20 protein-coding genes and 1 tRNA gene are annotated in these 22,602 nt (G+C 62.8%); 6 read left to right on the forward strand and 15 right to left on the reverse strand.

All coding sequences use genetic code 11. The features are described 5' to 3' along the window. Positions 1-5: 5 nt before the first annotated feature. The 11 genes from EN807_RS09745 to EN807_RS09795 all read right to left on the reverse strand — a co-directional run bounded on the left by EN807_RS09745 (position 6) and on the right by EN807_RS09795 (position 12,751). The gene (locus EN807_RS09745; RefSeq protein WP_135934759.1) at positions 6-767 is read right to left on the reverse strand and encodes a 3-ketoacyl-ACP reductase; all 762 of its coding nucleotides are present in this window, start codon (positions 765-767) and stop codon (positions 6-8) included. Next, the gene (locus EN807_RS09750; RefSeq protein WP_135934760.1) at positions 764-2,278 is read right to left on the reverse strand and encodes a GMC family oxidoreductase; all 1,515 of its coding nucleotides are present in this window, start codon (positions 2,276-2,278) and stop codon (positions 764-766) included. The genes EN807_RS09745 and EN807_RS09750 overlap by 4 nt, the downstream gene beginning before the upstream one ends. Positions 2,279-2,283: 5 nt before the next feature. After that, positions 2,284-3,399 carry an ABC transporter ATP-binding protein gene (locus tag EN807_RS09755; protein WP_135934761.1) on the reverse strand — a complete coding sequence of 372 codons (1,116 nt, stop codon included), beginning with the start codon at positions 3,397-3,399 and terminating at the stop codon, positions 2,284-2,286. A gap of 4 nt (positions 3,400-3,403) precedes the next feature. Further along, complete coding sequence (locus EN807_RS09760; protein WP_065007609.1) at positions 3,404-4,348, reverse strand: carbohydrate ABC transporter permease; 945 nt, start codon at positions 4,346-4,348, stop codon at positions 3,404-3,406. After that, a complete protein-coding gene (locus EN807_RS09765) occupies positions 4,345-5,301 on the reverse strand; it encodes a sugar ABC transporter permease (RefSeq protein ID WP_135934762.1) in 957 nt (318 codons plus the stop codon). Before EN807_RS09765 ends, EN807_RS09760 begins: the two co-directional genes overlap by 4 nt. A 177-nt stretch (positions 5,302-5,478) precedes the next feature. Then, positions 5,479-6,732, reverse strand: a complete 1,254-nt coding sequence (locus tag EN807_RS09770) for an ABC transporter substrate-binding protein (RefSeq protein ID WP_135934763.1) — start codon at positions 6,730-6,732, stop codon at positions 5,479-5,481. Positions 6,733-6,791: 59 nt separating this feature from the next. Beyond that, positions 6,792-8,303 (reverse strand): aldehyde dehydrogenase family protein, encoded by a 1,512-nt coding sequence (locus EN807_RS09775; protein WP_135934764.1) that lies wholly within the window; start codon positions 8,301-8,303, stop codon positions 6,792-6,794. A 24-nt stretch (positions 8,304-8,327) separates the two neighbouring features. Beyond that, positions 8,328-9,104, reverse strand: coding sequence for an enoyl-CoA hydratase/isomerase family protein (locus EN807_RS09780; RefSeq protein WP_135934765.1), 777 nt, complete (start codon positions 9,102-9,104; stop codon positions 8,328-8,330). Further along, on the reverse strand, positions 9,097-10,698 hold the full coding sequence (locus EN807_RS09785; protein WP_135934766.1) for an acyl CoA:acetate/3-ketoacid CoA transferase: 1,602 nt from the start codon (positions 10,696-10,698) through the stop codon (positions 9,097-9,099). The genes EN807_RS09780 and EN807_RS09785 overlap by 8 nt, the downstream gene beginning before the upstream one ends. Then, the gene (locus EN807_RS09790) at positions 10,695-11,711 is read right to left on the reverse strand and encodes a Gfo/Idh/MocA family oxidoreductase (RefSeq protein WP_135934767.1); all 1,017 of its coding nucleotides are present in this window, start codon (positions 11,709-11,711) and stop codon (positions 10,695-10,697) included. The genes EN807_RS09785 and EN807_RS09790 overlap by 4 nt, the downstream gene beginning before the upstream one ends. Continuing rightward, positions 11,708-12,751: a LacI family DNA-binding transcriptional regulator gene (locus EN807_RS09795; RefSeq protein WP_135934768.1), complete on the reverse strand. Its 1,044-nt coding sequence runs from the start codon at positions 12,749-12,751 to the stop codon at positions 11,708-11,710. Before EN807_RS09795 ends, EN807_RS09790 begins: the two co-directional genes overlap by 4 nt. A gap of 238 nt (positions 12,752-12,989) precedes the next feature. On the opposite strand from EN807_RS09795, the gene EN807_RS09800 reads away from it, so the two are divergent. Then, positions 12,990-14,144 carry a dihydrodipicolinate synthase family protein gene (locus EN807_RS09800; RefSeq protein ID WP_135934769.1) on the forward strand — a complete coding sequence of 385 codons (1,155 nt, stop codon included), beginning with the start codon at positions 12,990-12,992 and terminating at the stop codon, positions 14,142-14,144. Positions 14,145-14,287: 143 nt separating this feature from the next. After that, positions 14,288-15,250, forward strand: a complete 963-nt coding sequence (locus EN807_RS09805) for a GDP-L-fucose synthase (RefSeq protein WP_135934770.1) — start codon at positions 14,288-14,290, stop codon at positions 15,248-15,250. A 220-nt stretch (positions 15,251-15,470) separates the two neighbouring features. Here the strand turns inward: EN807_RS09805 and EN807_RS09810 are convergent. Next, positions 15,471-15,545 (reverse strand) — tRNA-Val (locus EN807_RS09810). 118 nt (positions 15,546-15,663) lie between these two features. After that, complete coding sequence (locus EN807_RS09815) at positions 15,664-16,026, reverse strand: response regulator (RefSeq protein ID WP_006199474.1); 363 nt, start codon at positions 16,024-16,026, stop codon at positions 15,664-15,666. Positions 16,027-16,188: 162 nt separating this feature from the next. Between EN807_RS09815 and EN807_RS09820 the strand changes: the two genes are divergently transcribed. The 3 genes from EN807_RS09820 to EN807_RS09830 all read left to right on the forward strand — a co-directional run bounded on the left by EN807_RS09820 (position 16,189) and on the right by EN807_RS09830 (position 18,936). Next, a complete protein-coding gene (locus tag EN807_RS09820; RefSeq protein WP_135934771.1) occupies positions 16,189-17,130 on the forward strand; it encodes an N-formylglutamate amidohydrolase in 942 nt (313 codons plus the stop codon). A 408-nt stretch (positions 17,131-17,538) separates the two neighbouring features. Next, the gene (gene hisN / locus EN807_RS09825) at positions 17,539-18,312 is read left to right on the forward strand and encodes a histidinol-phosphatase (protein ID WP_135934772.1); all 774 of its coding nucleotides are present in this window, start codon (positions 17,539-17,541) and stop codon (positions 18,310-18,312) included. 96 nt (positions 18,313-18,408) lie between these two features. Then, positions 18,409-18,936, forward strand: a complete 528-nt coding sequence (locus EN807_RS09830; protein WP_135934773.1) for a DUF1579 domain-containing protein — start codon at positions 18,409-18,411, stop codon at positions 18,934-18,936. A gap of 95 nt (positions 18,937-19,031) precedes the next feature. On the opposite strand, the gene EN807_RS09835 is transcribed toward EN807_RS09830, so the two are convergent. Continuing rightward, positions 19,032-20,006: an alpha/beta hydrolase gene (locus tag EN807_RS09835; protein WP_135934774.1), complete on the reverse strand. Its 975-nt coding sequence runs from the start codon at positions 20,004-20,006 to the stop codon at positions 19,032-19,034. Between the two features lie 541 nt (positions 20,007-20,547). Between EN807_RS09835 and EN807_RS09840 the strand changes: the two genes are divergently transcribed. Continuing rightward, positions 20,548-21,015 (forward strand): Hsp20 family protein, encoded by a 468-nt coding sequence (locus EN807_RS09840; RefSeq protein WP_127316325.1) that lies wholly within the window; start codon positions 20,548-20,550, stop codon positions 21,013-21,015. A 71-nt stretch (positions 21,016-21,086) separates the two neighbouring features. Here the strand turns inward: EN807_RS09840 and EN807_RS09845 are convergent, their stop codons facing one another. Beyond that, a complete protein-coding gene (locus EN807_RS09845) occupies positions 21,087-22,139 on the reverse strand; it encodes a low specificity L-threonine aldolase (RefSeq protein WP_135934775.1) in 1,053 nt (350 codons plus the stop codon). Positions 22,140-22,602 lie beyond the last annotated feature (463 nt).

Below are 22,602 nucleotides of genomic sequence, written 5' to 3' on the forward strand. Positions count from 1 at the left end.
CCTGTTCACAGCCTCGGCACCGACAGTGCGCCGTCGACATTGATGATCGAGCCGGTCGAAAAACCGAGCTTGCCGCCGGCGAGTGCCGCGACCGCGGCGCCGACATCGGCGGCTTCGCCCCAGCGCTTCGCCGGCACCAGCCCGCCGTCGATCAGCGCGTCGTATTTGGCGGTGACGCCTGATGTCATGTCGGTGCGGATGATGCCCGGCCGCACCTCGAACACGCCGATATTTTCGGGAGCAAGCCGCAGCGCCAGGGTCTTCACCCACATCGAAAGCCCGGCCTTGGAGATGCAATAGTCGGCACGTTCGGGCGAGGCCATTTCGGCGCTGACCGAGGTGATGGTGATGATCGATCGGGGGTAATCACCCGGCGTTGCAAGCATCGCCCTGGCAACGGCCTGGCTGAGGAAGACGGTGCCGCGCAGATTGATGCCCAGGATCCGGTCGAAGTTCTCCGGGTTCAATTCCAGCAGGTCGCCGCGTATGACGGCGCCGATGCCGGCATTGTTGATCAGGCAGTCGATGCGGCCGAAGGCGCTTGTCGCGGCATCGATCAGCGCTGCATGGCTGTCGAGATCGGCGATGTCGCCGCGATGATAGGCGAATTTCGCGCCGCGGGCGGCAATGTCAGCGGCAAGCCCGTCACAGGCTTTTTCGGCAAGGTCCACGACAAGGATGTCGAAGCCCGCATCGGCCAGCGCCTCGGCGCAAGCAAGGCCGATGCCGCGCGCGCCGCCGGTGACGATGGCTGCCGGGCGGGTCATGCGACAAGCTCCGTCTTGCGGATGTGGTCGGCGACGCGCAGTGCTTGTGCTGCGATCGACAGCGCCGGATTGACCGCCGCCGAGTTCGGCAGGAAGCTAGCGTCGACGACAAACAGGTTCCGGTGGTCGAACGAGCGGCAGAACGGGTCGAGCGGCGAGGTCGCCGGATCGTCGCCCATCTTGACCGTTCCGCACTGATGCGACGGCGTGCGCTTGTCGAAAGGCCGCGACAGGACGATCGGATAGCCGCAGGCACGGAAATTCTCGCGCATCACCTTGGTCAGCCCGTCGAGCGACTGCATGTTGGAACGCCGCCACTGCATGACGATATCCTTGCCGTCGACCATGATGCGGCTTTCGGGATCGGGCAGGTCCTCGCACATCAGGTACCAGTCGACGGCGTGGCCGGCCATGAAGTCCAGCGCGAATTTGGGTGCAAGCTTGACGTTGGCGCTCAGGATATAGCCGTCGATCTTGCCGAGAAGCTGGACGTTGCCGAGCGGCTTGCCGCCCTTGCCGTCGGACAGATAGTAGTCGTTGAGCATCAGCGTCTTCTGGTAGACGGACGTGTTCCTGCGGCGCGGATCGATCGCCAGCATGGCGCTCGAATTGTGGTTCATGAAGTTGCGGCCGACCTGGTCGGAACGGTTGGCGAGGCCGTTGCCCCCACCCTTGCTGCTGGGAGAGGGCGAGCGCAGCAGGATGACCGCCGAATTGACCGCGCCGGCCGAGAGGATGACCAGCTTCGGCGTCACTTTCTTGAGCGTGCCATTCTGGCGATAGTGAACGGCGGCAATCGTCCTGGCATCCGACGACGCTTCGAGATATTCGACATGGGCGCCGGTCTCGAGCCTGATGTTCCGGTCGGTAAGTGCCTCCGTCAGCGGCCCTGTTTGGGCATCGACCTTGCCGGTCCCGGTGTTGGGAAACGCGTCCCAGCCTGTCTGGCCGTCCTTTAGCCAGGCATCGATATCGACGCCGAGCGGCAGCGATGCCGGATGCAGGCCGAGGCCCTTGAGTTCGGCGCGGGCGCGGGCGATGGGCGGCTCATCCGGCACCGGCCCGAACGCATAGGGGATGGAGTGGAACGGCTCGGTCGGGTCTTCGCCGAGTGCGCCGCGCACGCGAAAAAGCTGCTCGGCCCTGGAATACCACGGCTCGAAGTGCTCATAGGAGAACGGCCAGGCCGGCGAGATGCCGCCATAGTGCTCCATGGCGGAAAAATCTTGCCTGCGGTAGCGGATCAGCACCGCGCCATAGAATTTCGAATTGCCGCCGACATAGTAGTAGTTGCCGGGGTTGAACGCAGCACCCCCGGCCTCGCGCCACATTTCCTTCGGCCGGTAGTGGCCGTCGACGAAGATGGCGCGTGTGTTGCGCGTGTGCGGGGTCGTCTGCAGCTTCTCGCCGCGCTCCAGCATCAGGATCGAGGCGCCGCTGCCGGCAAGGCCGGAAGCGGTCGTGGCGCCGCCGATGCCGGAGCCGATGATGACGATGTCCGGGTTTGTCATGGCTGTCAGAGGATACGGTTCTCGGTCGCCGGATCGAAGAACACCGCCTTGGTCAGGTTGAAGGCGAGCGGCGTGCTGGTGCCCGGCTGGATGTTGGCGTCGGCGCGCAGACGCGCCACCACAGCCTTGCCTCCCAGGTTGGTGACGGCGAAAGTGTCGGAGCCGGCCGGTTCCACGACCTCGATGTGACAGTCGGCGGTGGCGATGTTCGATGCGTTGCGTTCGGCCCCTTCGGGATCGGTCAGCGCCTCGGGGCGAACGCCGAAGATGATCGGCCTGTCGTGGAATGCCGACAGACCCGTCGGCGCATCGGCCAGCGGCAGCGAGATCGGCTCGCGCGCCTCGCGCTGCAGCACCACGGACAACGCATTGCCATTGCCGCCGATCGTCGCCGGGATCAGGTTCATGGCCGGTGAGCCCATGAAGTCGGCAACGAACAGATTGGTCGGGTTGTTGTAGATTTCGGCAGGCGTGCCGAACTGCTGCACCTCGCCGTCGCGCATCACCGCGATCTTGGTGGCCAGCGTCATCGCCTCGATCTGGTCGTGAGTGACGTAGACGATCGTGGTGCCGGTGGTTGCATGCAGGCGCTTGATTTCGATGCGCATATCGACGCGCAGCTTGGCGTCGAGGTTGGAGAGCGGCTCGTCGAAGAGAAAGAGCTTGGGGTCGCGCACCAGCGCCCGGCCCATGGCTACGCGCTGGCGCTGGCCGCCGGAAAGCTGGCTCGGCTTGCGCTGCAAGAGGTGGCCGATCTGCAGCACTTTCGCCACCTTGTCGATCGCCTTCTGGCGCTCCTGAGCCGGCACGCCGCGCATCTCCATGCCGAAGGCAATGTTTCCCGCGACCGTCATGTTTGGATAGAGCGCGTAGCTCTGGAACACCATGGCGATGTCGCGCTTCGAGGGGTGGAGATCGTTGATCGCCCGTCCGTCGACACGGATTTCGCCTTCGGTGATGGTTTCCAGGCCGGCGATGGTGTTGAGCAGGGTCGACTTGCCGCAGCCGGACGGGCCGACCAGCACGAGGAAGCCGCCCTTTTCGAGATCGAGGTCGATGCCCTTCAGGATCTCGACCGATCCGAACCGCTTCCTCAGCCCATCAATTTCGAGAAATGCCATTCGATTATCCTTTAACGGCGCCGGCCATCAGGCCGCGCACGAAATAGCGGCCAGCGACCACATAGACGAGCAGGGTCGGCAGTGCGGCGATCATCGCCGCCGCCATGTTGACGTTGTATTCGACGACGCCGGTCGAGGTGTTGACGACGTTGTTCAGCGCCACAGTCATCGGCATCGCGTCGCCTGTGCCGGCATAGGCCGAGGCGAACAGGAAGTCGTTCCAGATATTGGTGAATTGATAGATGACGGTGACGACGAAGATCGGCATCGAATTCGGCAGCATGATGCGCCGGAAAATCTGGAAGAAGCTGGCGCCGTCGACCTGTGCCGCCTTGACCAGTTCGGTCGGGAAGGCCTCGTAATAATTGCGGAAAAACAAAGTGGTGAAGCCAAGCCCGTAGACGACGTGGACAAAGACCAGGTTGACCGTCGGATTGCCCAAGCCGAATGAAAATCCCGTGGCGTTTCGCAGCGTCACGCCGAAACGGCCGAGGCTGCCGAGGATCGTCGCCATCGGCAACAGCACCGACTGGAACGGAATGAAGCAGGCAAACAACATCAGCCCGAAGACCAGTGTGTGGCCGCGGAAGCGCCATTTGGTCAGGACATAGCCGTTGAGCGCGCCGAGCAGCGTCGAGATCAGCACCGCCGGAACCACCATCTTGATGGAATTCCAGAAATAGCCCTTGATACCGGCGCAGGTCAGGCCGACGCAGGTTTCGCCCCACGCCTTCAGCCATGGCTCGAAGGTCGGCGCCTGCGGCAGCGCCAGCATGTTGCCGTTCTGGATCTCGTCCATGGTCTTGAACGAGGTCACCAGCATGACGAACAGCGGCATCAGGTAAAACAGCGCGAACAGCGCCAGGAGCCCGTAGATGACGATGCGGTTAATGGTCCTGGCGCTGATGCCGCCAGTGCTCTGGCGAGCGGGAGTGGCAATGACGCTCATCGCGGCCGCTCCCTGAGTTCGGAATAAAGATAAGGCACGATGATCGCGGTGATGGTCATCAGCATGATCACGGCGCTGGCCGAGCCGACCGCCATTTCGTTGCGCTTGAACGTGTACTCGTACATGAAGTTCGAGGGCAGCCAGGCCGAGCCGCCGGGTCCGCCGCTGGTCAGCGCGACCACCAGATCGTAGGACTTGATGGCGAGGTGGGCGAGCACGATGAAGGCCGAAAGGAACACCGGCCGCAGCAGCGGGATGACGATGCGGCGATGGAGCTGGAAGGTCGTGGCGCCGTCGATCTGCGCCGCCTTCATGATCTCGCCGTCGATGCCGCGCAGGCCGGCCAGGAACATCGCCATAACGAAGCCCGAGGCCTGCCAGACGCCGGCGATCACCACGGTGTAGATGACGAAATCCTTGTTCTTGATCCAGTCGAAATGGAAGCTCGTCCAGCCCCATTGATGCAGCGTCTGCTCAAGCCCGAGGCCGGGATCGAGGAACCATTTCCAGGCGACGCCGGTGACGATGAAGGACAGCGCCATCGGGTAGAGATAGATCGGTCGCAACACGCCTTCGCCGCGGATCTTCTGGTCGAGCAGGATCGCCAGGAACAGGCCGAGCGCCAGGCAGATGAAGATGTAGAGAAAGCCGAAAATGCCCATATTGATGATCGACGTGTACCAACTCGACGGCGGGTCGCTCTCGAAGGTCCAGCGCCACAGCCTCTGATAGGCCCGCGGCCCTGATATGGCATAGGACGGGAAGGTCTTGGAGTTGGTGAAGGACAGATAGACCGTCCACAGGATGAAGCCGTAGACGAAGACGATGGTGATCGCAAAGCTTGGCGCCAGTACGATCTTCGGCAGCGCGTCCTGCAGGCGCGAACGCATGGAGGCACCCGGACGCGCATTGTGCTCCGGCGTCAGCTTGATCTGGGTCGCGACCGTAGTCATGGGCTCCTCCCTCTCGGGTCCCTTCACCGCCAGGCGGGGAAGGATAGCCCCGTCCAGGCGGGGCGTGTTGGTTGATCGCCGGCGCCAGGTGATAAGCATTCCGACGCGAGGCCGATCATCCTGGCTTGGTTGAACCTTCCCCACCGGGAGCGGGGAAGGTTCTTCCACGCCTGGTTCCTACTTGGCGTCTTCGATCGCACTGACCAGTTGGGTCACGGCCTCGTCCGAGGTCTTGATCTGGCCGTGGACGAACTTCGAGACGACGTCCTTGTAGGCATTGGCGACCGCCGGCGGCGCGCCGTAGCCTTGCGCCAGCGAACCGAACAGCGTGCCGCCTTCGTTGGCGGCCTTCAGGTCGGCCATGCCCTTCTTACCGCAAGCGTCGAAGTCGGTGTCAGGCACGTCGGTGCGGGCCGGGACCGAGCCTTTGACGACGTTGAAGGCCGACTGGAAGCTCTTCGACAAAGTGGCGGTGGCCAAGGCGGCCTGGGCGGCCTTACGGTCCTCCGGAACGTCGAACATGCCGAACATGTCGGAGTTGTAGACCACGCTGCCGTCGGTGCCCGGGAAGCGGTAGCACAGGAAGTCGGTGCCCGGGGTCTTCTTGGCGGCGTTGAATTCGCCCTTGGCCCAGTCGCCCATGACCTGCACCAACGCATCGCCCTTGATGACCATGGCGGTGGCGAGATTCCAGTCGCGGCCGGAGAAGTTCGGGTCTACATAGGTGACGAGCTTGGCGAGGTTGTCGAACGATTTCTTCATCGTGTCGGACTTCAGCTGCTCCTCGTCGAGGTCGTTGAAGGCCTTCTTGTAGAACTCAGGTCCGCCGGTCGACAACACCACCGAGTCGAACATGGTGGCTTCCTGCCAGTTCTGGCCGCCGAGCGCGAGCGGAATGACGCCCGCCGCCTTGGCCTTGTCGAGCAGCGCGATGAAGTCGTCGAAGGTCTTGGGCTCGGTGCCGCCGATCTTGTCCATCACCGCCTTGTTGATCCACAGCCAGTTGACCGAGTGGACGTTGACCGGAGCCGCGACCCATTTGCCGTCATAGACCGAGAATTTCTGCAGGGCGGCCGGAACGGACTTGTCCCAGCCTTCCTTTACCGCCGTCTCGGTCAGGTCGCCCATCACGCCGGCCGCGGCATAATCGAGCACGGTATAGCCGAGCATCTGGGAGGCGGTCGGGTAGTTGCCGGCTGCGACCATCGCCTTCAGCGCGGTCATGGCGGCGTCGCCGCCGCCGCCGGCCACGGGCACGTCCTTCCAGGCAAAACCTTGCTTGGCCAGATCCTCCTTGAGCACGTTCAAAGCAGCCGCTTCGCCGCCAGACGTCCACCAATGCAGCATCTCGACTTCCTTGACGTCCTGAGCATGAGCCGCGAACGCAAGACCCGACCCGAGAGCCGTTCCGATAAGCAATTTGCGCAACATGTACTTCCTCCCTTGTTGCAGCTACACGACCGGCGATTGTCCGCCGGGTTCTTCCCAACTCAGCCGACCCACCATCCGGTGCGCTGACCGCGATGAAACTGGATCGTCTTTTCCTCGGTATAATCCTCGACGGCGCGCTTGCCGAGTTCGCGTCCGAGACCGGACTGCTTATAGCCTCCGAAAGGCAGCTCGGGATAACCTTCCATGAAAGTGTTCACCCAAACGGTTCCCGAACGCACATTCCGCGCCACCGACATGCAGGTGTCGATGCTGGCGCTCCACACGCCCGCCGATAGACCATAGGGCGTGTTGTTGGCGATGCGCAACGCCTCTTCAATCGATTCAAACGTCAGCACCGACAGCACCGGTCCGAACACTTCTTCACGCGCAATGGCCATGTCTTCGGTGACGCCGCGGATGATGGTCGGGTCGAGATACTGACCTGCACTGGAGGCGATCTGCTTGCCGCCGCTATAGACGCTGCTGCCGTCGTTTGTCGCCGCCGCCACGTAGCCGGTGACCTTGGAAAGGTGCTCGGAAGAGATCATCGCGCCGACCCTGGTGCTGTCGTCGAGCGGATCGCCGACGATGACCCGTGCCGTGAGCGCCTTGACCGAGCCGAGGAAGTCGTCGGCGATCGCCACATGGACGATCAGCCGGCTGCCGGCGTTGCAGCATTCGCCGGCGTTGAAAAATCCGCCGAACACCGCCGCGTCGGCCGCCGCTTCGAGGTCGGCATCTGGAAAGACGATCTGGCCGTTCTTGCCGCCGAGCTCCATCGAGACCTTCTTCAGCGAGTTCGCAGCCGACGCCATGGTCATCTTGCCGACCCGGGTGGAGCCGGTGAACGACACCATCTCGACCAGCGGATGGCTGACCATCGGCGCGCCGACAGCGGCGCCCAGCCCAGCGAGGATGTTGACAACGCCATCCGGCAAGCCGGCCTGCATCAGGATCTCGCCGAGCACGAATGTGGAGGCCGAGGTCATCTCGCTCGGCTTGACCACCGCCGTGCAGCCGGCGGCGAGCGCGAACGGCAGTTTCTGGCTGACGATGAGGAAGGGAAAATTCCACGGCGTGATGATCGAGACGACGCCGATCGGTTCGCGCAGCACGACGCCCAGCATGGCGTCGCCGAGATTGGCGTAGGTTTCGCCATGGAGCGTGCGGGCAAGCGCCGCGGCATAGCGCCAGATGTCGACGGCGCCGCCGATCTCGCCGCGCGCCTGGGCGATCGGCTTGCCGGATTCCAGCGCGTCGAGCCGGGCGATGTCCTCGAGCCGCGCCTCGATCAGGTCCGCTGCCTTGAGCAGGATCGCGGCGCGTTCGCCGGCCTTCATGCGCGGCCAGGGGCCGGTCTCGAAAGCCTTGTGCGCGGCCTGTACCGCCGCCTCGACTTCCGCTTCGCCGGCCTGCGCATAGCGCGAAACGGTGAAGCCGTGGCCGGGGCTATTGCGCTCCAGCGTCCGGCCGTCGCGGGCATCGACAAACTTGCCGTCGATCAGCAGCCGGTAGGTCTTGGGCGCCGCGGACGCCTCGGCGGGCATGGCAATGGTGAGGGGCAATTTCATATGAGTTCCAGGTTCCGCATGCATTTAGGATCTTGAAAACGCTGGATTCTGTTTGGTCTTGAAAGCGTCGACACCAGCCTTGAGATCGCTGGTCAGCGCGATGAAGCCGCTGGCCAGCGCCTCTGTCGCGGCAGCACTTTCCTCGCCCTCGGCGACCGCGATCATCAGCTTGGCGGCCTCGGTTGCCAACGGGCCGCGCTCGGCGATCTTGCCGGCCCAGGCCCTGGCCTCGGTGAATGCGTTGCCTGATTCGGCCACCCGGTCGACGATTCCCAGAGCGAGTGCTTCGGCCGCCACGAACAACTCGCCGCCGATTGCCATGCGCCGCACCGTCTGCGCACCGAAACGGCGCACCGCGCGCTGCGTGCCGGACCAGCCGGGCACCACGCCGATCGAGGTTTCCGGGAAGCCTAATTTGATGTGCGCCTCGGCGACGCGGAAGTCGCAGGCGACCGCCAATTCCAGCCCGCCACCAAGCGCATGGCCGGACAGAACGGCCATCGTCGGTTGCCGCAGCCGCGCCAGCCGGTCAAAGACGCGGTGGCCGTAGCGCACCCATTGCACCTGGAAATCGGCGGCACTCATTTGCGACCACGCTTCGACATCGCCACCCGAACAAAAGCCCTTGCCTTCGCCGCACAGCAGCACGACGCGGACACCGTCCGCGGCCTCGGCCGCGTCGAGCGCGGCATCCAGCGCGCGCAGCATCGGGATGTCGAGCGCATTGAATTTCGCCGGCCGGCGCAGTGTGACGATGCCGATGGCGCCGTCTGTTTCAAAGGTGACGAGACGCTCAGCCATGCGTGCCTCCAAGCGAGGCTCCGCCACTGAGCGACAGTCCGATCGGCCGGTCACGATAGAGCGCGACCGGCGTCACTTTCAGGTCATTGGCGACACCGAGCGGGATCTCGGCCTGCGCCAGCACGTCGCGCTGAAGGTCGATGCCGGGTGCCAGCTCGGTCACCATCAGCCCATCCGGCGTCAGCTTCATGACGCAGCGTTCGGTGACATAGGTGATGTCCTGCCCTTGCGCGACGGCGCGCTTGCCCGAGAAGGAGATATGCTCAACCTCGCCGACCACCTTCTTGACCTTGCCTTCCCCGTCGATGCGGATGCCGCCATCGGCCAGCGACAGCTTGGCCCCGGCATTGAAGAAGCCGGAAAACACGATCTTCTTCGCCCGAGCGGTGATGTCGACGAAGCCGCCGGCGCCGGCGGTGACGTGCGGCCTCGCTGAAAGCTTCGACACGTTAACCGAGCCGTGGCGGTCGATCTGCAGGAAGGACAGCAGCGACGCGTCGAAACCGCCGGCCTGGAAGTAGATGAACTGGTGTGGCGAAGGCATGAAGGCGTCGGCGTTCGACGAGCAGCCGAACTTGAAGTCGAGCAGCGGCACGCCACCGACCGCGCCCTGTTCAATCACCCAGGTGACCTTGCCGTGCTGGCCTTCCTCGAGAAGGATGCGCGGCACATTGGCCGAGATGCCGAAGCCGATGTTGACCGCCATGCCGTCGGCAAGCTCCATGGCGACGCGGCGGGCAATGACCTTCTGAACATTCATTTCGGCGTTGCGGAAGCTTGACAGCGGTCGGAAGATCTCGCCCGAGATGGCCGGGTCGTAGGGTGTCAATGTCGTCTGCAACTGATCGGCCGCGACCACGATGTGGTCGACCAGCACACCGGGAACCCGCACGTCATGCGGCTTCAGCGTGCCGTTCTCGACGACACGCTTGACCTGCGCGATGACGATGCCGCCATTGTTGCGGGCGGCGAGCGCCTGTTCCAGCCCGCCGAGATAGGCGCCCTCATGCTCATAGGTGAGGTTGCCGCGCTCATCGGCCGTCGTCGCCCGGATGATTGAGACGTCAGGCACGATCGAACGGAAATAGAGCCATTCCTCGCCGTCGAACTGCTGCACCGAAACGATCGGCTCGCTGGCGGCCGCATTCATGGCGCAGCCCTGGTGACGCGGGTCAGCGAACGTGTCGAGGCCGACCTTGGTCAGCACGCCGGGGCGCTTGGCGGCGGCCTCGCGATGCATGTCGAACAATATGCCGGATGGCACGTTATAGGCGGCGACCGAATTGTCGCCGATCATCTTCCAGATCTGCGGCGGCTCCGAAGATGACGGGCCGGACGGATAGGAGCCGCACAGCGTGCGCTTCAACAGGCCGGGCTTGGCCAGATGGTCGATACCCCTAATGCCGTACATGTCGCCGGCCGCGATCGGATGCAGTGTCGTGATGTTCTTCGGATGGCCTTCCGCGTCGAAGCGCTCGCCGATTGCGGCGAGGACCGCATCCGGGCAGCCGAGACCGCTCGACGACGACACGGAAACGACCATGCTGTCCCTGATCAGGCTGGCGGCTTGCGCTGCGGAAACGAGCTTGCTCACCCTGCTCCCCCGAGTTTCGGATCGATCGCGACTGCTTTGCCGGACTTGGCGGATTGCAACGCCGCTTCGGCTGATGTCAGCGACCAGACGCCGTCCTCGCCAGTGGCCGACGGCTGGCCTTCGCCACGGAACGCCGCATGGAACTGGCGCAAAGACCTGACATAGAGATCTTCGCGGTCGAAGCTCAATTCTTCCTCGCCCTGTGAAGTGCGCAGCAGCACAGAGCCGATCGGCTTCTGCGTCATCACATTTTTCGCGATCAGGGAGCCTTCGCTGCCATGAACCTCGAAGCCGGTGCCGGCGAATTTGGTAGTGAAACCCTCATGCGACTGGGCGATGACGCCCGACCTGAGGCGCCAGATGCACATGGCGCCATCTTCCAGGCCGCCGCCGGCCATGCCCGCGGCCTGCGTGAACGCCGAAACCTCGAGCGGATCGTCGCCGAGCACGAAGCGCAGCGTATCGGCATCGTGCACGGTGATGTCGAGCACCACACCGCCGCCGGCTTCCGGCCTGGCGATACGCCAGCCCTGCAGATTCTCGGGCAGATAGACGGAGTGAAAGACACGCGCGGCAATCGGTCTGCCGATGCGGCCCGCGGCGATGGCTTCGCGCATCGCCCGGTGCGAGCCGGCATTGCGCAGATGATGGTTGGTGCCGAGCACGATGCCGGCCGCCTTGGCGGCGGCGACCATTGTGCGCGCATCGGCGCTGGTCAGCGCCAGCGGCTTCTCGCACAACACATGTTTTCCCGCCCTGATGGCGGCTAGGGCCTGTTCGAGATGCAATTCGTTGGTGGTCGAGATGTAGACGGCGTCGATGTCGGAGCCGAGCAATTCATCGAGCGTCGAGACGGCGAGCGGAATGCCGTTCTCCTTGGCATAGGCCGTAGCTCGCTCCGGGCTGGAACTCATCACCGCCGCGATCTCGCTGTTCTGTTGCGCGCGGATGGCGTTGATAACGAATTGCCGAGCGATCGTGCTCGCGCCGATCAGTCCCCATTTGACCGTCATGCCGCGTCTCCCATTCCGGTACGACGATCGGGACCGCAACTGTCCCTGACGACGAGGTTGACGGCGCCGATATGATCCTCGGCGCGCGTGGTGCGCGACTGGATCATCTTCAGCATGACATGGGCGGCGCGCTCGCCGAGGCCTGCCGAATCCACCGCGACGCTGGTCAGCGCCGGCATGTAATGCTGAGCTTCGATGACGTCGTCGAAGCCGACGACGGCGAAATCCGCGCCGGGCTCGAGGCCGCGCTTGCGCAGCGCCAGCATGACGCCGAAGGCGACCGCATCGTTGAAGCACAGCGCCGCGGTCGGCGGATCGGCCATGGCGAGGGCTGTTTCCAGGCAGGCAATGCCGCCCTTGCGGCTGGTTTCGCCTTCAACGACCAGTGTATCGCGCTTGGCGATGCCGAGCGCCTCGCAGGCCTCGCGAAATCCGCCCAGCCGCTCATGATAGACCACCAGGTCCGATGAGCCGCCAAAGAACGCCAGCCGGCGATGCCCTTTGCCGATCAGATGGGCGGTGGCGAGCCAGGCGCCGCGATGATTGTCGGGCGCGATCACCGGGATGCGGCTTTCGGGAAGGCGGCGCATGGTGAAGACGATCGGAAGGCCCGCCATTTCGATGCGACGGAACGCACCGGGCGCCGTGCCGCGCGCCGGCGACACGATCAGCCCGGCGACACCTTGCTCCATCAGCGATTTCAGCACTTCTTCCTGGCGCACCGGGTTCTCCGCCGTGTTGGCGATGAACGGCACGATGCCCGCCGACTGGAAGACGCGCTCCATGCCGACCGCCATTTCAGCGAAAAACGGGTTGGTGAGATCGTTGATGACCATGCCGATGACATTGGAATGGGCCTTGCGCAGATTGGCGGCACCGCGGTTGTAGACATAGCCGACATCTTCGATCGCCTTACGGACCCTCAGCGCGGTTTCAGGCCGGATAAGATCGCTGCCCTGCAGCACCAGCGACACCGTCGATTTGGACACGCCCGCCTCACGGGCAATGTCGAGTATCGTCGCCTTGGGCCTGCTGGCCATCCAGATCCGTCCTCCCGGTAATTCTGGTCAGATTATTGGAACGTTCTAATTCTTGGTTGGATTTGAGTCAATCAGGATTTTTCCCCAATCTAGAAAACGGGTACTGAGCGGCTGAACGTGGTGCGCTTAAAGGAGTTTGTCGCGGCGATGCAGCATTTCGGCGGCATGGGCTGAGAAATCACAAAGGTTCTTGATTTATTGGAACGTTCCATTTATAGCGCGACCAAGGGAGAGATCGATGGACATCACCTTGCCCGGGGAGGGCGGTCGCAGCACTCGCTACCGCCTTGTCGGCCAGCCGGCACAGCCGGTGATCGGCGCGCGGTTTTCGCGCATCGCCTATGCCGCCGCCCATGTCGTCGCCGACCCCCTCGCAATGACCGATCCGTGGTCTCATCCAGCGGTCGACTGGGAGCGCACGATGGCGTTCCGCCGTCATCTCTGGCGGCTCGGCTTTCGTATCGCCGAGGCGATGGATACTTCGCAGCGCGGCATGGGTTTCGACTGGACAAACGCCAGGGAATTGATCCGCCGCTCGATCGCCGAGGCGCGAACCATCGAGGGCGCCGATCTCGCCTCAGGTGCCGGAACAGACCATCTGGCGGCAGGCGCCGCCAGGACGCTCGACGATGTCATCGCGGCCTATCAAGAGCAGTTCGGTTTCATCGAAGGCCTGGGCGGCAAGGCGATCATGATGGCCAGCCGCGCGCTGGCGGCTGTCGCCAAGGGTCCCGACGATTATATCAGCGTCTATGACCGCATCCTGTCTCAGGCATCCGGCAAGGTCATCCTGCACTGGCTGGGCGACATGTTCGATCCGGCGCTGAAGGGTTATTGGGGCAGCCCTGATTTCGACACCGCGCTCGACACGGTGATCGCCGTCATCGAAAGCCACGCCGGCAGGGTCGAGGGGATCAAGATATCGCTGCTCGATGCCGGCAAAGAGGTTGCCCTGCGCAACCGGCTGCCTGAAGGGGTCGTCATGTTCACCGGCGACGATTTGAACTACCCCGAACTGATCGCCGGCGATGGCGAAAGACATTCGCACGCGCTGCTCGGGATTTTCGACGCCATCGCGCCGGTCGCCAATGCCGCGCTGGCGAGGCTGGCCGACGGCGACCGCGCCGGCTATGACGCGCTGATGGCGCCGACGGTATCTTTGTCGCGGAAAATCTTCGAGGCGCCGACCGAGTACTACAAGGCCGGTATCGTCTTTATGGCGTGGCTGAACGGCCACCAGGACCATTTTTCGATGGTCGGCGGCATGCAATCGGCGCGCGGCATTTGCCATTACGCCGATGTGTTCCGCCTTGCCGACCAGGCCGGGTTGCTGGCCGACCCGGAGCTTGCCGTCGCAAGAATGGAGAGCCTGTGCGCCGTGGCGGGTGTCTGACCGCCATACCACAAGAAGAGTTCGTCCAACTCTCCGATTTGCCTTGTCCGGGCAAATCTGTATGCGGTATGCGTCCGAGGGCAGGACCATCCGGCGCGCCGACGCCGTTGGTCACAGCAGCCGTTCTGCATAGGGATACGCCAATGGATTTCGACCTTCAGGGCAAGCGCATTTTCGTGGCCGGGCATCGCGGCATGGTCGGCTCGGCCATCCTGCGCAGGCTGGCGGACGAGGACTGCGAGGTCCTGATCGCATCCCGCGATGAACTCGATCTCATGGACCAGGTCGGCGTGCGGCGCTGGATGGCTGGCCACAGGCCGGATGCGGTGGTGATGGCAGCGGCCAAGGTCGGCGGTATCCTGGCAAACAACAGGTTGCCGGTCGATTTTCTGCAGGACAATCTCATCATGCAGACCAATGTCATCGAGAGCGCCTTTCGCAACGAGGTGCAGAAATTACTGTTCCTCGGTTCGTCCTGCATCTATCCGAAATTTGCGGCGCAGCCGATCTCCGAGGACGCCTTGCTGACCGGTCCGCTGGAACCCACCAACGAATGGTATGCGATCGCCAAAATCGCCGGGCTGAAGCTGTGCCAGGCCTATCGGCGCCAATATGGTGTCGAGTACATCTCGGCGATGCCAACCAACCTCTATGGCCCCGGCGACAATTTCGATCTGTCCACCAGCCATGTCGTACCAGCCCTGATGCGCAAGGCGCACAAGGCCAAGCGCGCCGGCGACAAAACCCTGGAGGTCTGGGGATCGGGCACGCCGATGCGCGAGTTCCTGCATGTCGACGACGCCGCCGACGCTCTGGTCTGGCTGCTGAAAAACTATTCCGGCGACAGCCACGTCAATGTCGGCTCGGGCGAAGACATCACCATCGCCGAGCTGGCCCGCACCATGCTGTCCGTCGTCGGCGCCGAGGCGGTGCTCACATTCGATGCGACGAAGCCGGACGGCACACCGCGCAAGCTGATGGACGTGTCGCGCCTGTTTGCCACGGGCTGGCGCCCGCGATACTCGCTTCAGAGCGGATTGGAGCAGACCTATGCCTGGTTTCTCCGGCATATTGAGACGGGCGATCTCCGCCTCGGCGCGGCCTGATCTCAATCGACGCTGGTTGCTGCTACCAGACATGACGGTTTGGGCGGCCGTCTCTTGGCCATGGCCAATGCAAAATCGCTCGCCGAAGCATTGGCTGGGCTACAAAATCAAGGCGTCCGATTTTGGCATCCTCGAAAATGCGGCATTCACGCCGCCCAGCCTGAAAGCGCCCGCAAGACGAGGAAATCTACGGGGCACGAGAGACGGTGGATTGTCTGGATGGTGGGCGTGACAGGGATTGAACCTGTGACCCCTGCAATGTCAATGCAGTGCTCTCCCGCTGAGCTACACGCCCATCCGAAGCCGCGCATACACCATTTTTGCCACGGCGCGTCAATAGGAGGAAAAGGGAAAGAACGGTTCGCCTTGCCGCGCCGCTGGAGACGCGCCGAAAGCCGGCAGCCGAAAGTGCGTCAGGCCGCCTGCAGCATCTTTTCGACCTCGTTGACGAGGTCGCGCAGATGGAATGGCTTCGACAGCACCTTGGCGTCTTTCGGCGCCTTGGAATCAGGATTGAGCGCAACGGCGGCGAAGCCGGTGATAAACATGACCTTGAGGTCGGGATCGATCTCGGTGGCGCGGCGGGCGAGTTCTATGCCGTCCATCTCCGGCATGACGATATCGGTCAAGAGCAGCGAAAAAGGCTCTTCGCGCAACCGCTCATAGGCGCTGGCGCCATTGTCGAAATCGCTGACCTGATAGCCGGCACGCTCCAGCGCCTTGACGAGGAACCGGCGCATGTCATCATCGTCTTCCGCCAGTAGAATGCGTGCCATCTTATCCCGTCCGAATCACCCGTCCGAGACTGCCGTGGGGCAGCCCGTTAACCATCCTGTATATGAGGAGGTGACGGTAAACATCAAGTGAACGTTAAAGGGCCCGATCCGCATTTAACAAAGCGGTCCGGACGCCGAAACGCTGGACATGCGCGCGGCGAGGTGGCACCTTCCAACCATGATGCATTGGTGTTTCCGGGTTCGTTCAAATTGAAAACGGCAGCCGAGGATTTTTCGGTCGTTCCCCCTTTCGAAATCCGGTCGGGCGCCGAACAGCGCGTCCCCTTCCTCTTCAACTCGCCGCATAGCGGCCGTCACTATCCGGACCGGTTCCTGGCCATGGCAAGGCTGGACCGAAACGCCATCCGCCGCTCCGAAGATTGCTATGTCGACGAATTGTTCGGTGGCGCCGTCGCGCTCGGCGCGCCGATGCTGGCGGCAAACTTCCCGCGCGCCTATCTTGACGTCAACCGGGAACCCTGGGAACTCGATCCGCGCATGTTCGCCGAACCCGTGCCGTCCTTCTGCAACATCCGCTCGGCGCGCGTGGCCGGCGGGCTTGGCACTGTGCCCAAGCTGGTGGGAGAAGGGCTCGACATCTATGCCGGCCGCTTGCCGCTGGCGGAAGCCGTCGCGCGTATCGAGGCCGTCTACAAGCCTTATCACGAGACGCTGAAACGGCTTTTGACCAGGACCCATGCGCGGTTCGGCTTTGCCGTGCTGATCGATTGCCACTCGATGCCGGCGAGCATCAGGGTCGGCGACAGCGGTGTCAGGCCCGACTTCATCGTCGGCGACCGTTTCGGCATGTCCGCCTCGGCAGCGTTGACCGAGACGGCGATCGGCCTGCTGATCGGCATGGGCTACACCGTCGCCCATAACAAGCCCTACGCCGGAGGCTTCATCACCGAGCACTATGGCCGCCCCGTCCGCCATCTCCATGCACTGCAGATCGAGGTCAATCGCGGGCTTTACATGAACGAGCGGACGTTCCAGAAATCCGCCGGCTTCGATGCACTCGCCGACGATCTGGCACAATTCTCGGCCGACCTGATGGCGATGCCCGATCACGATTTTATCGATCTGCCGCTTGCCGCCGAATGATGCCAAAAAAATGAATCGATTTTTACATGGGAATTCTGGGCCAAAGAACAGGTCCTGCGCCATATAAAGGCGTCGGCGTGCGGGTCGGAATGGCGCGCGATCCGCTGGATGCCGCGCCGAAAAAAAGACCGCGTCGTTCGCACGACACGGTCGAAGTCTAGGGAGGAAACGCCCAAGGAGGGCATGGACAGGAAAGCCTGTCCGAGAACAAATCTATTGTGCGATGCACAAATGTCAAGCCGTCGACCGGTTTTTTTAATTCACTGTGATGTGGAAACTGGATTTCGAGGGCGCCAGCGTTGCATTCGAGCAACAGTTGACGATGCGCAAAAGTTCCGCACGCCCTTGTTTTGGCGGAAAACCACAGGCAAACGACGGTTCCAGCACGCTATAACGCGGGAGAATCAGTTGGACATCAGCATCGATTTCATGCGGCGCATTGCGCATGCCGCCGCAGCCGAAACCTTGCCGCGCTTCCGCAGCCAAGGCGCGGTCGCCAACAAGGAGCAAAGCAGCTTCGACCCGGTCACCGAGGCCGACCGCGAGGCCGAGCGGGTCATCCGGGCTCTTATATCAGGGGAATATCCCGATCACGGCATCCTCGGCGAGGAGCATGGCAGCGAGAACATTTCCAGCAGGCATGTCTGGGTGATCGATCCGATCGACGGCACGCGCGCCTTCATTTCCGGCCTGCCGGTGTGGGGAACATTGGTTGGGCTGACGGTCGACGGCGATGCCGTCGCCGGCATGATGTCGCAGCCCTTCACCGGCGAGCTTTTCTACGCCAACGCTTCCGGTGCCCATTATGAAGGCCCGGGCGGGCCACGAAGGCTGACGACGCGCAAGACGACAAGCCTTGCCGACGCGACGCTGTTCACCACCACGCCGGCACTGTTCAAGGGAGACGCGCGTCTGCGCTACGACCTGTTCGAGCGGCAGGTCCAGCTCGCCCGCTACGGCACCGACTGCTATGCCTTCGCCATGGTCGCGGCAGGAAGCGTCGACATCGTCGCCGACCCCGGCTTGAAACCCTATGATATCGTCGCGCTGATCCCGATCATCGAGAAGGCCGGTGGCGTCGTCACCACCTTCGAAGGCGGACCGGCGGAAAGGGGCGGCGACATCCTGGCTGCGGCAACGCCGGAGCTTCATGCCGCCGCGATGGCGGCACTGCGTGGCTGAGCGTGGAAAAGCGTTCGGGCGGTGATTCCCCGACCCTCCTGACAGGAGGATGTCAGCAGCTCTCTGCTATGGAAGTGATGTCACGGAGGGATTCACATGCCGACACTGTCAACAGCCAGCCGCTCCGAAGCTGCGTCGGCAGAAAATGCTCCAGCAGACGGGCGGGCCGATTTCGATTTCTTCTTCGGCCGCTGGAACGTCAGCCATCGAAGGTTGCAGAAGCGCCTGCAAGACGACACGAACTGGGACGTGTTTGGCGGGACATGCGAAGTGCGCGCGATCCTTGGCGGCCTCGGCAATGTCGATGACAATGTGATTGAATTGCCCGTCGAGGCCTATCGCGCCGCCACGTTGCGGACGTTCGATCCGGCGACGAGACAATGGTCGATCTGGTGGATCGACGGCCGCAACCCGGCGACCATCGATATTCCGATGCGCGGCACCTTCGAAGCAGGCGTCGGCACGTTCCTGTGCGAAGACGTCTTCGACGGACGCGATATCCACGTTCGCTTCCTGTGGTCGCGGATCACTGAAAAATCGGCGCGCTGGGAGCAGGCTTTTTCACCGGATGGCGGCAAGACCTGGGAGACCAACTGGATCATGGATTTCGCCCGGCAAGTGTAGGCGGCCGATCGACCTGGAAGGCATTTTTTCAAGCCGAGGCAAGGATTTCAATGATTTGAAGCGCTCTTTGCGCGTCCGGAGGAGTGCGGTACTCATCAGCCCGTGTCGTCGCTTCCCGGGATGAAGGCATCGAAGGCGGCAAAGAACTGCTCGCGATAGAAGTCGGCTTCCTGCAATATTTCATGGCGTGCACCATCGATCACCAGCAGCGAACCGAGGCGCAGACGTCTGGTGTAGGTTTCCACCGCCTTGGTCGAGACGACCTGGTCGGCGCCGGCGGCGATCACCAGCAAGGGTACCTGGATCCTGGCCATGAAGTCGGGGTCGCTGATGGTCTCGGAAGCCTGCGCCGCCGCTTTCAGCCAGCGTATCGTCGGACCGCCGAGCGCCAGTTGCGGGTAGGTTTCGTAGATCAGCGTGTTGCGCCGATACCGCTCCGGATCCGATGTCACCATGTTGGCGGCAAAGGGTATGGTTCTTCTGGGCCGGGGACCCCAGGCGGCATAAAGCTTGCCAAGACCCAGCAGACAGAACAGCGAGCAGAGGCGGCGAACGGTGGTTGTCGAGACCGGCAGGTCAGGCACGGCCAGGAATGGCGCGATCAGCACCATGCGCCGTACGCGGTTCACCATCGACGGCGCAGCAAGCAGCGTAATCACCGCCCCAGCCGAATGGGCCAATATGTAATATGGCCCCCGGCAGTCGGGCAGCACGATCTCCTCGAAGAACTGTTCCAGGTCGGCGGTATAGTCGAAGAAGCTCCGGACATAGCCGCGCTCGCGGTCGCTGATCAGCCGATCGGAACCGCCCTGGCCGCGCCAGTCGAGGGTCGCAACGCCAAAGCCGCGGTCGGCAAGGTTGCGGATGGTCTCGAAATACTTTTCGATGCACTCGTTGCGGCCGGTCAGCACGACCACGGTGCCCTTCATCGGGCGGGCAACGGCGGGAAAGAGGCCATAACGGATCTTCTTGCCGTCGCGCGTGGTGAAGAAACCACCGGCCGCAGTTTCCGGTAGCGGATTGCCGGGAATTTCGCGGAAGAGGGGAATTTCGTTAAGAAGGTCCGTCATTCGGCGCTGCGTTTGTGTGTCGCTGCCTGCATGGCGCAAGCTTTGGTAGGCATAGACGCCCATGCAGCAAAAGCAAAGGAATTCCGGACGCGTTGGAGAGGCTGAACGAGGCAGCCAGCAAGTGAGGCCGAAAGCAGCTTGCGGCATGCTTCCGGCCCCCGTCGATCCGGGAGGAAGGGACGTTACACCCGGTCGGCCTCGTTGCGGTATCTCGCGCATAACCCGGAAAATCGCACCCGATTTTCGCTGTGAATCATGCGCAATCAAAGTGTTACAGCGTCGTTTGCGTGTCCGAGAGGACGCGCGACGCCGTAACCGCCGCCTGTTCCTTGATCCTGGAACCAGTCTAGCGCGACTTAGCTGAACGCCCGCCGAAGCCGCGGTTCATCTGCCGTTCATCGAGAAATCTTGAAATGCTTTCACGTGTTCCCCAAATGTCTGTTGCGGCCGCCAATGTCGGGGCCGCTGGCCTATCCGGAACGCCGTCACGGGTTTCGCACCGGCCATACGCAAACCTTGTTGCTCAACAGGAGAACACACTATGCGTCACGTTGATTTTTCCCCGCTCTATCGTTCGACCGTCGGTTTCGACCGGCTGTTCACCATGCTCGATTCGCTTGCGCAGCCTGAAAGTGCGCAGACCTATCCGCCCTACAACATCGAGCGCACCGGCGAGGATTCCTATCGCATCTCGATGGCGGTCGCCGGCTTCTCGGACGACGAGCTCTCGATCGAGGCTCACCGCAACGTCCTGACTGTCAAGGGTGAGCGCAAGGAAGAGGGCAATGGCGAAGGCTCCGAACTGCTCTATCGCGGTATCGCCGGCAGGGCCTTTGAGCGCCGCTTCCAGCTTGCCGACCACGTTGACGTCGTCGGCGCCTCGCTGAAGAACGGCCTGCTCTTCGTCGACCTCAAGCGCAATATTCCCGAGGAGCTGAAGCCCCGCAAGATCGCCATCACCGCGTCTTCGGCAAAGGCCAAGCAGATCGAGGCTAACACCGCCGCATAAGCCGCGTCGCAAGACGACCTCAGGGACGAAGGGCGGCGCCTGGCGCCGCCCTTTTTGGTGTATAAGTGCCGCTATCCAGCAATTAGCTGGCCAAAGCGGTCGACCTCTTCGGCCGTGGTCGCAAAGCTGGTGACGAAACGGTAGAGCGCCTCGTCCTCGCCGATATGGCCGTCGAAGCCATGCGGCCTGTGCCAGTCGTAGAAGGCGGCACCGGCTAATTGCACCCGTTCAGCCTCGGCCTTTTTCATCACCGCGAACACTTCGTTCGCTTGCGGCAGCCAGGCCAGGCGTGCCGACGGGAAATCCTCGATCAGTGCTGCAAGGCGCGCTGCCATGGCGTTGGCGTGCCGGGCCGTGTCGAGCCACAGGTCGTCCTTGAGATAGGCTTCGAACTGCGCGGCGACGAAGCGCGATTTCGAGAACAATTGCGCCGCGCGCTTGCGCAGGAAGGCTAGTTCCCTGGCGCGGTCGAGATCGAATAGCACGATAGCCTCGGCGCACCAGCAGCCGTTCTTGGTGCCGCCGAAAGAAAGGATGTCGACGCCGCGCTTCCAGGTCATCTCCGCCGGCGTCGTGTCGAGCGCGACCAGCGCATTGGCGAAGCGGGCGCCATCCATGTGCAGCGGCAGTTTGTGATGCTTGGCGATCGCCGAAATCCGGGCAATTTCGTTCAGTGTGTAGATGGTGCCGACTTCGGTCGACTGGGTGATCGACACAGCCATCGGGCGCCCGGAATGGACGATTTCAGGCGCGAACCGGCCCACCGCCCTGTCCAGGTTGTTCGGATCGATCTTGCCCAGCGCACCGTCGACGGGATAGAGCCGGGAGCCGCCGGTAAAGTATTCCGGCGCCCCGCATTCATCCTCGATGACATGCGACTCTCGATGGCAGAAGGAAATGCCGCCTGATTTGTTATAGGTGGTCAGCGACAGCGAATTGGCGGCGGTGCCGGTCGCCACGAAAAACACCGCGACCTCGCGCTCGAAAATTTCGTTGAAGCGCTGATAGACAGCCTGGTCGAGGGCGCCGTCGCCATAGGCGGTGGAGAAGCCGCCGGCGTGGGCGGACAGGCCCGCGGCGATGCTGGGATGGGCGCCTGCCCAATTGTCGGAAGCGAAATTCATGCGTTTGCCTGCGCTGGAAAAATCGATGCAACCTTGGCCGCTTTCGCATGCCGCTCGCAAGTGCCAAGCCCCGGATAAGCAGTAAAGCCAGCGAGAGCGGAAAACAGGACATACGGTGGAAGGTTGCGTTTTGGCGTGGCCGCGCGTAATTTTCTGTCGCGAACAGCCCGAGATTGTTGTGAATCGGTCTTGTGCGCATCCGCGATTTCTGTCATAAAAATTTAGGACAGTAGTGCTGTCTTATTTTGTCGCGCAAAACAGGCTGGATTGGCGTATCTTTAGGTCACTCCTGCCGTTGCCGCGAGCGACAGGTAGACAGTCTGGCTCTGGCCTGTACGATTCCCGGATGCGAACCAGGCCTGCCTGGTTCGGCAAGGATTTCGCAAGACGTGCCGCAAGGATGAGAGGGAAGCTCATGCGCTTCCCGACGGAAACCAGCGCCCTAAGGGCGCGGAATGGAGGA

Source organism: Mesorhizobium sp. M5C.F.Ca.ET.164.01.1.1 (assembly GCF_004792125.1).
Lineage (GTDB): Bacteria > Pseudomonadota > Alphaproteobacteria > Rhizobiales > Rhizobiaceae > Mesorhizobium > Mesorhizobium wenxiniae.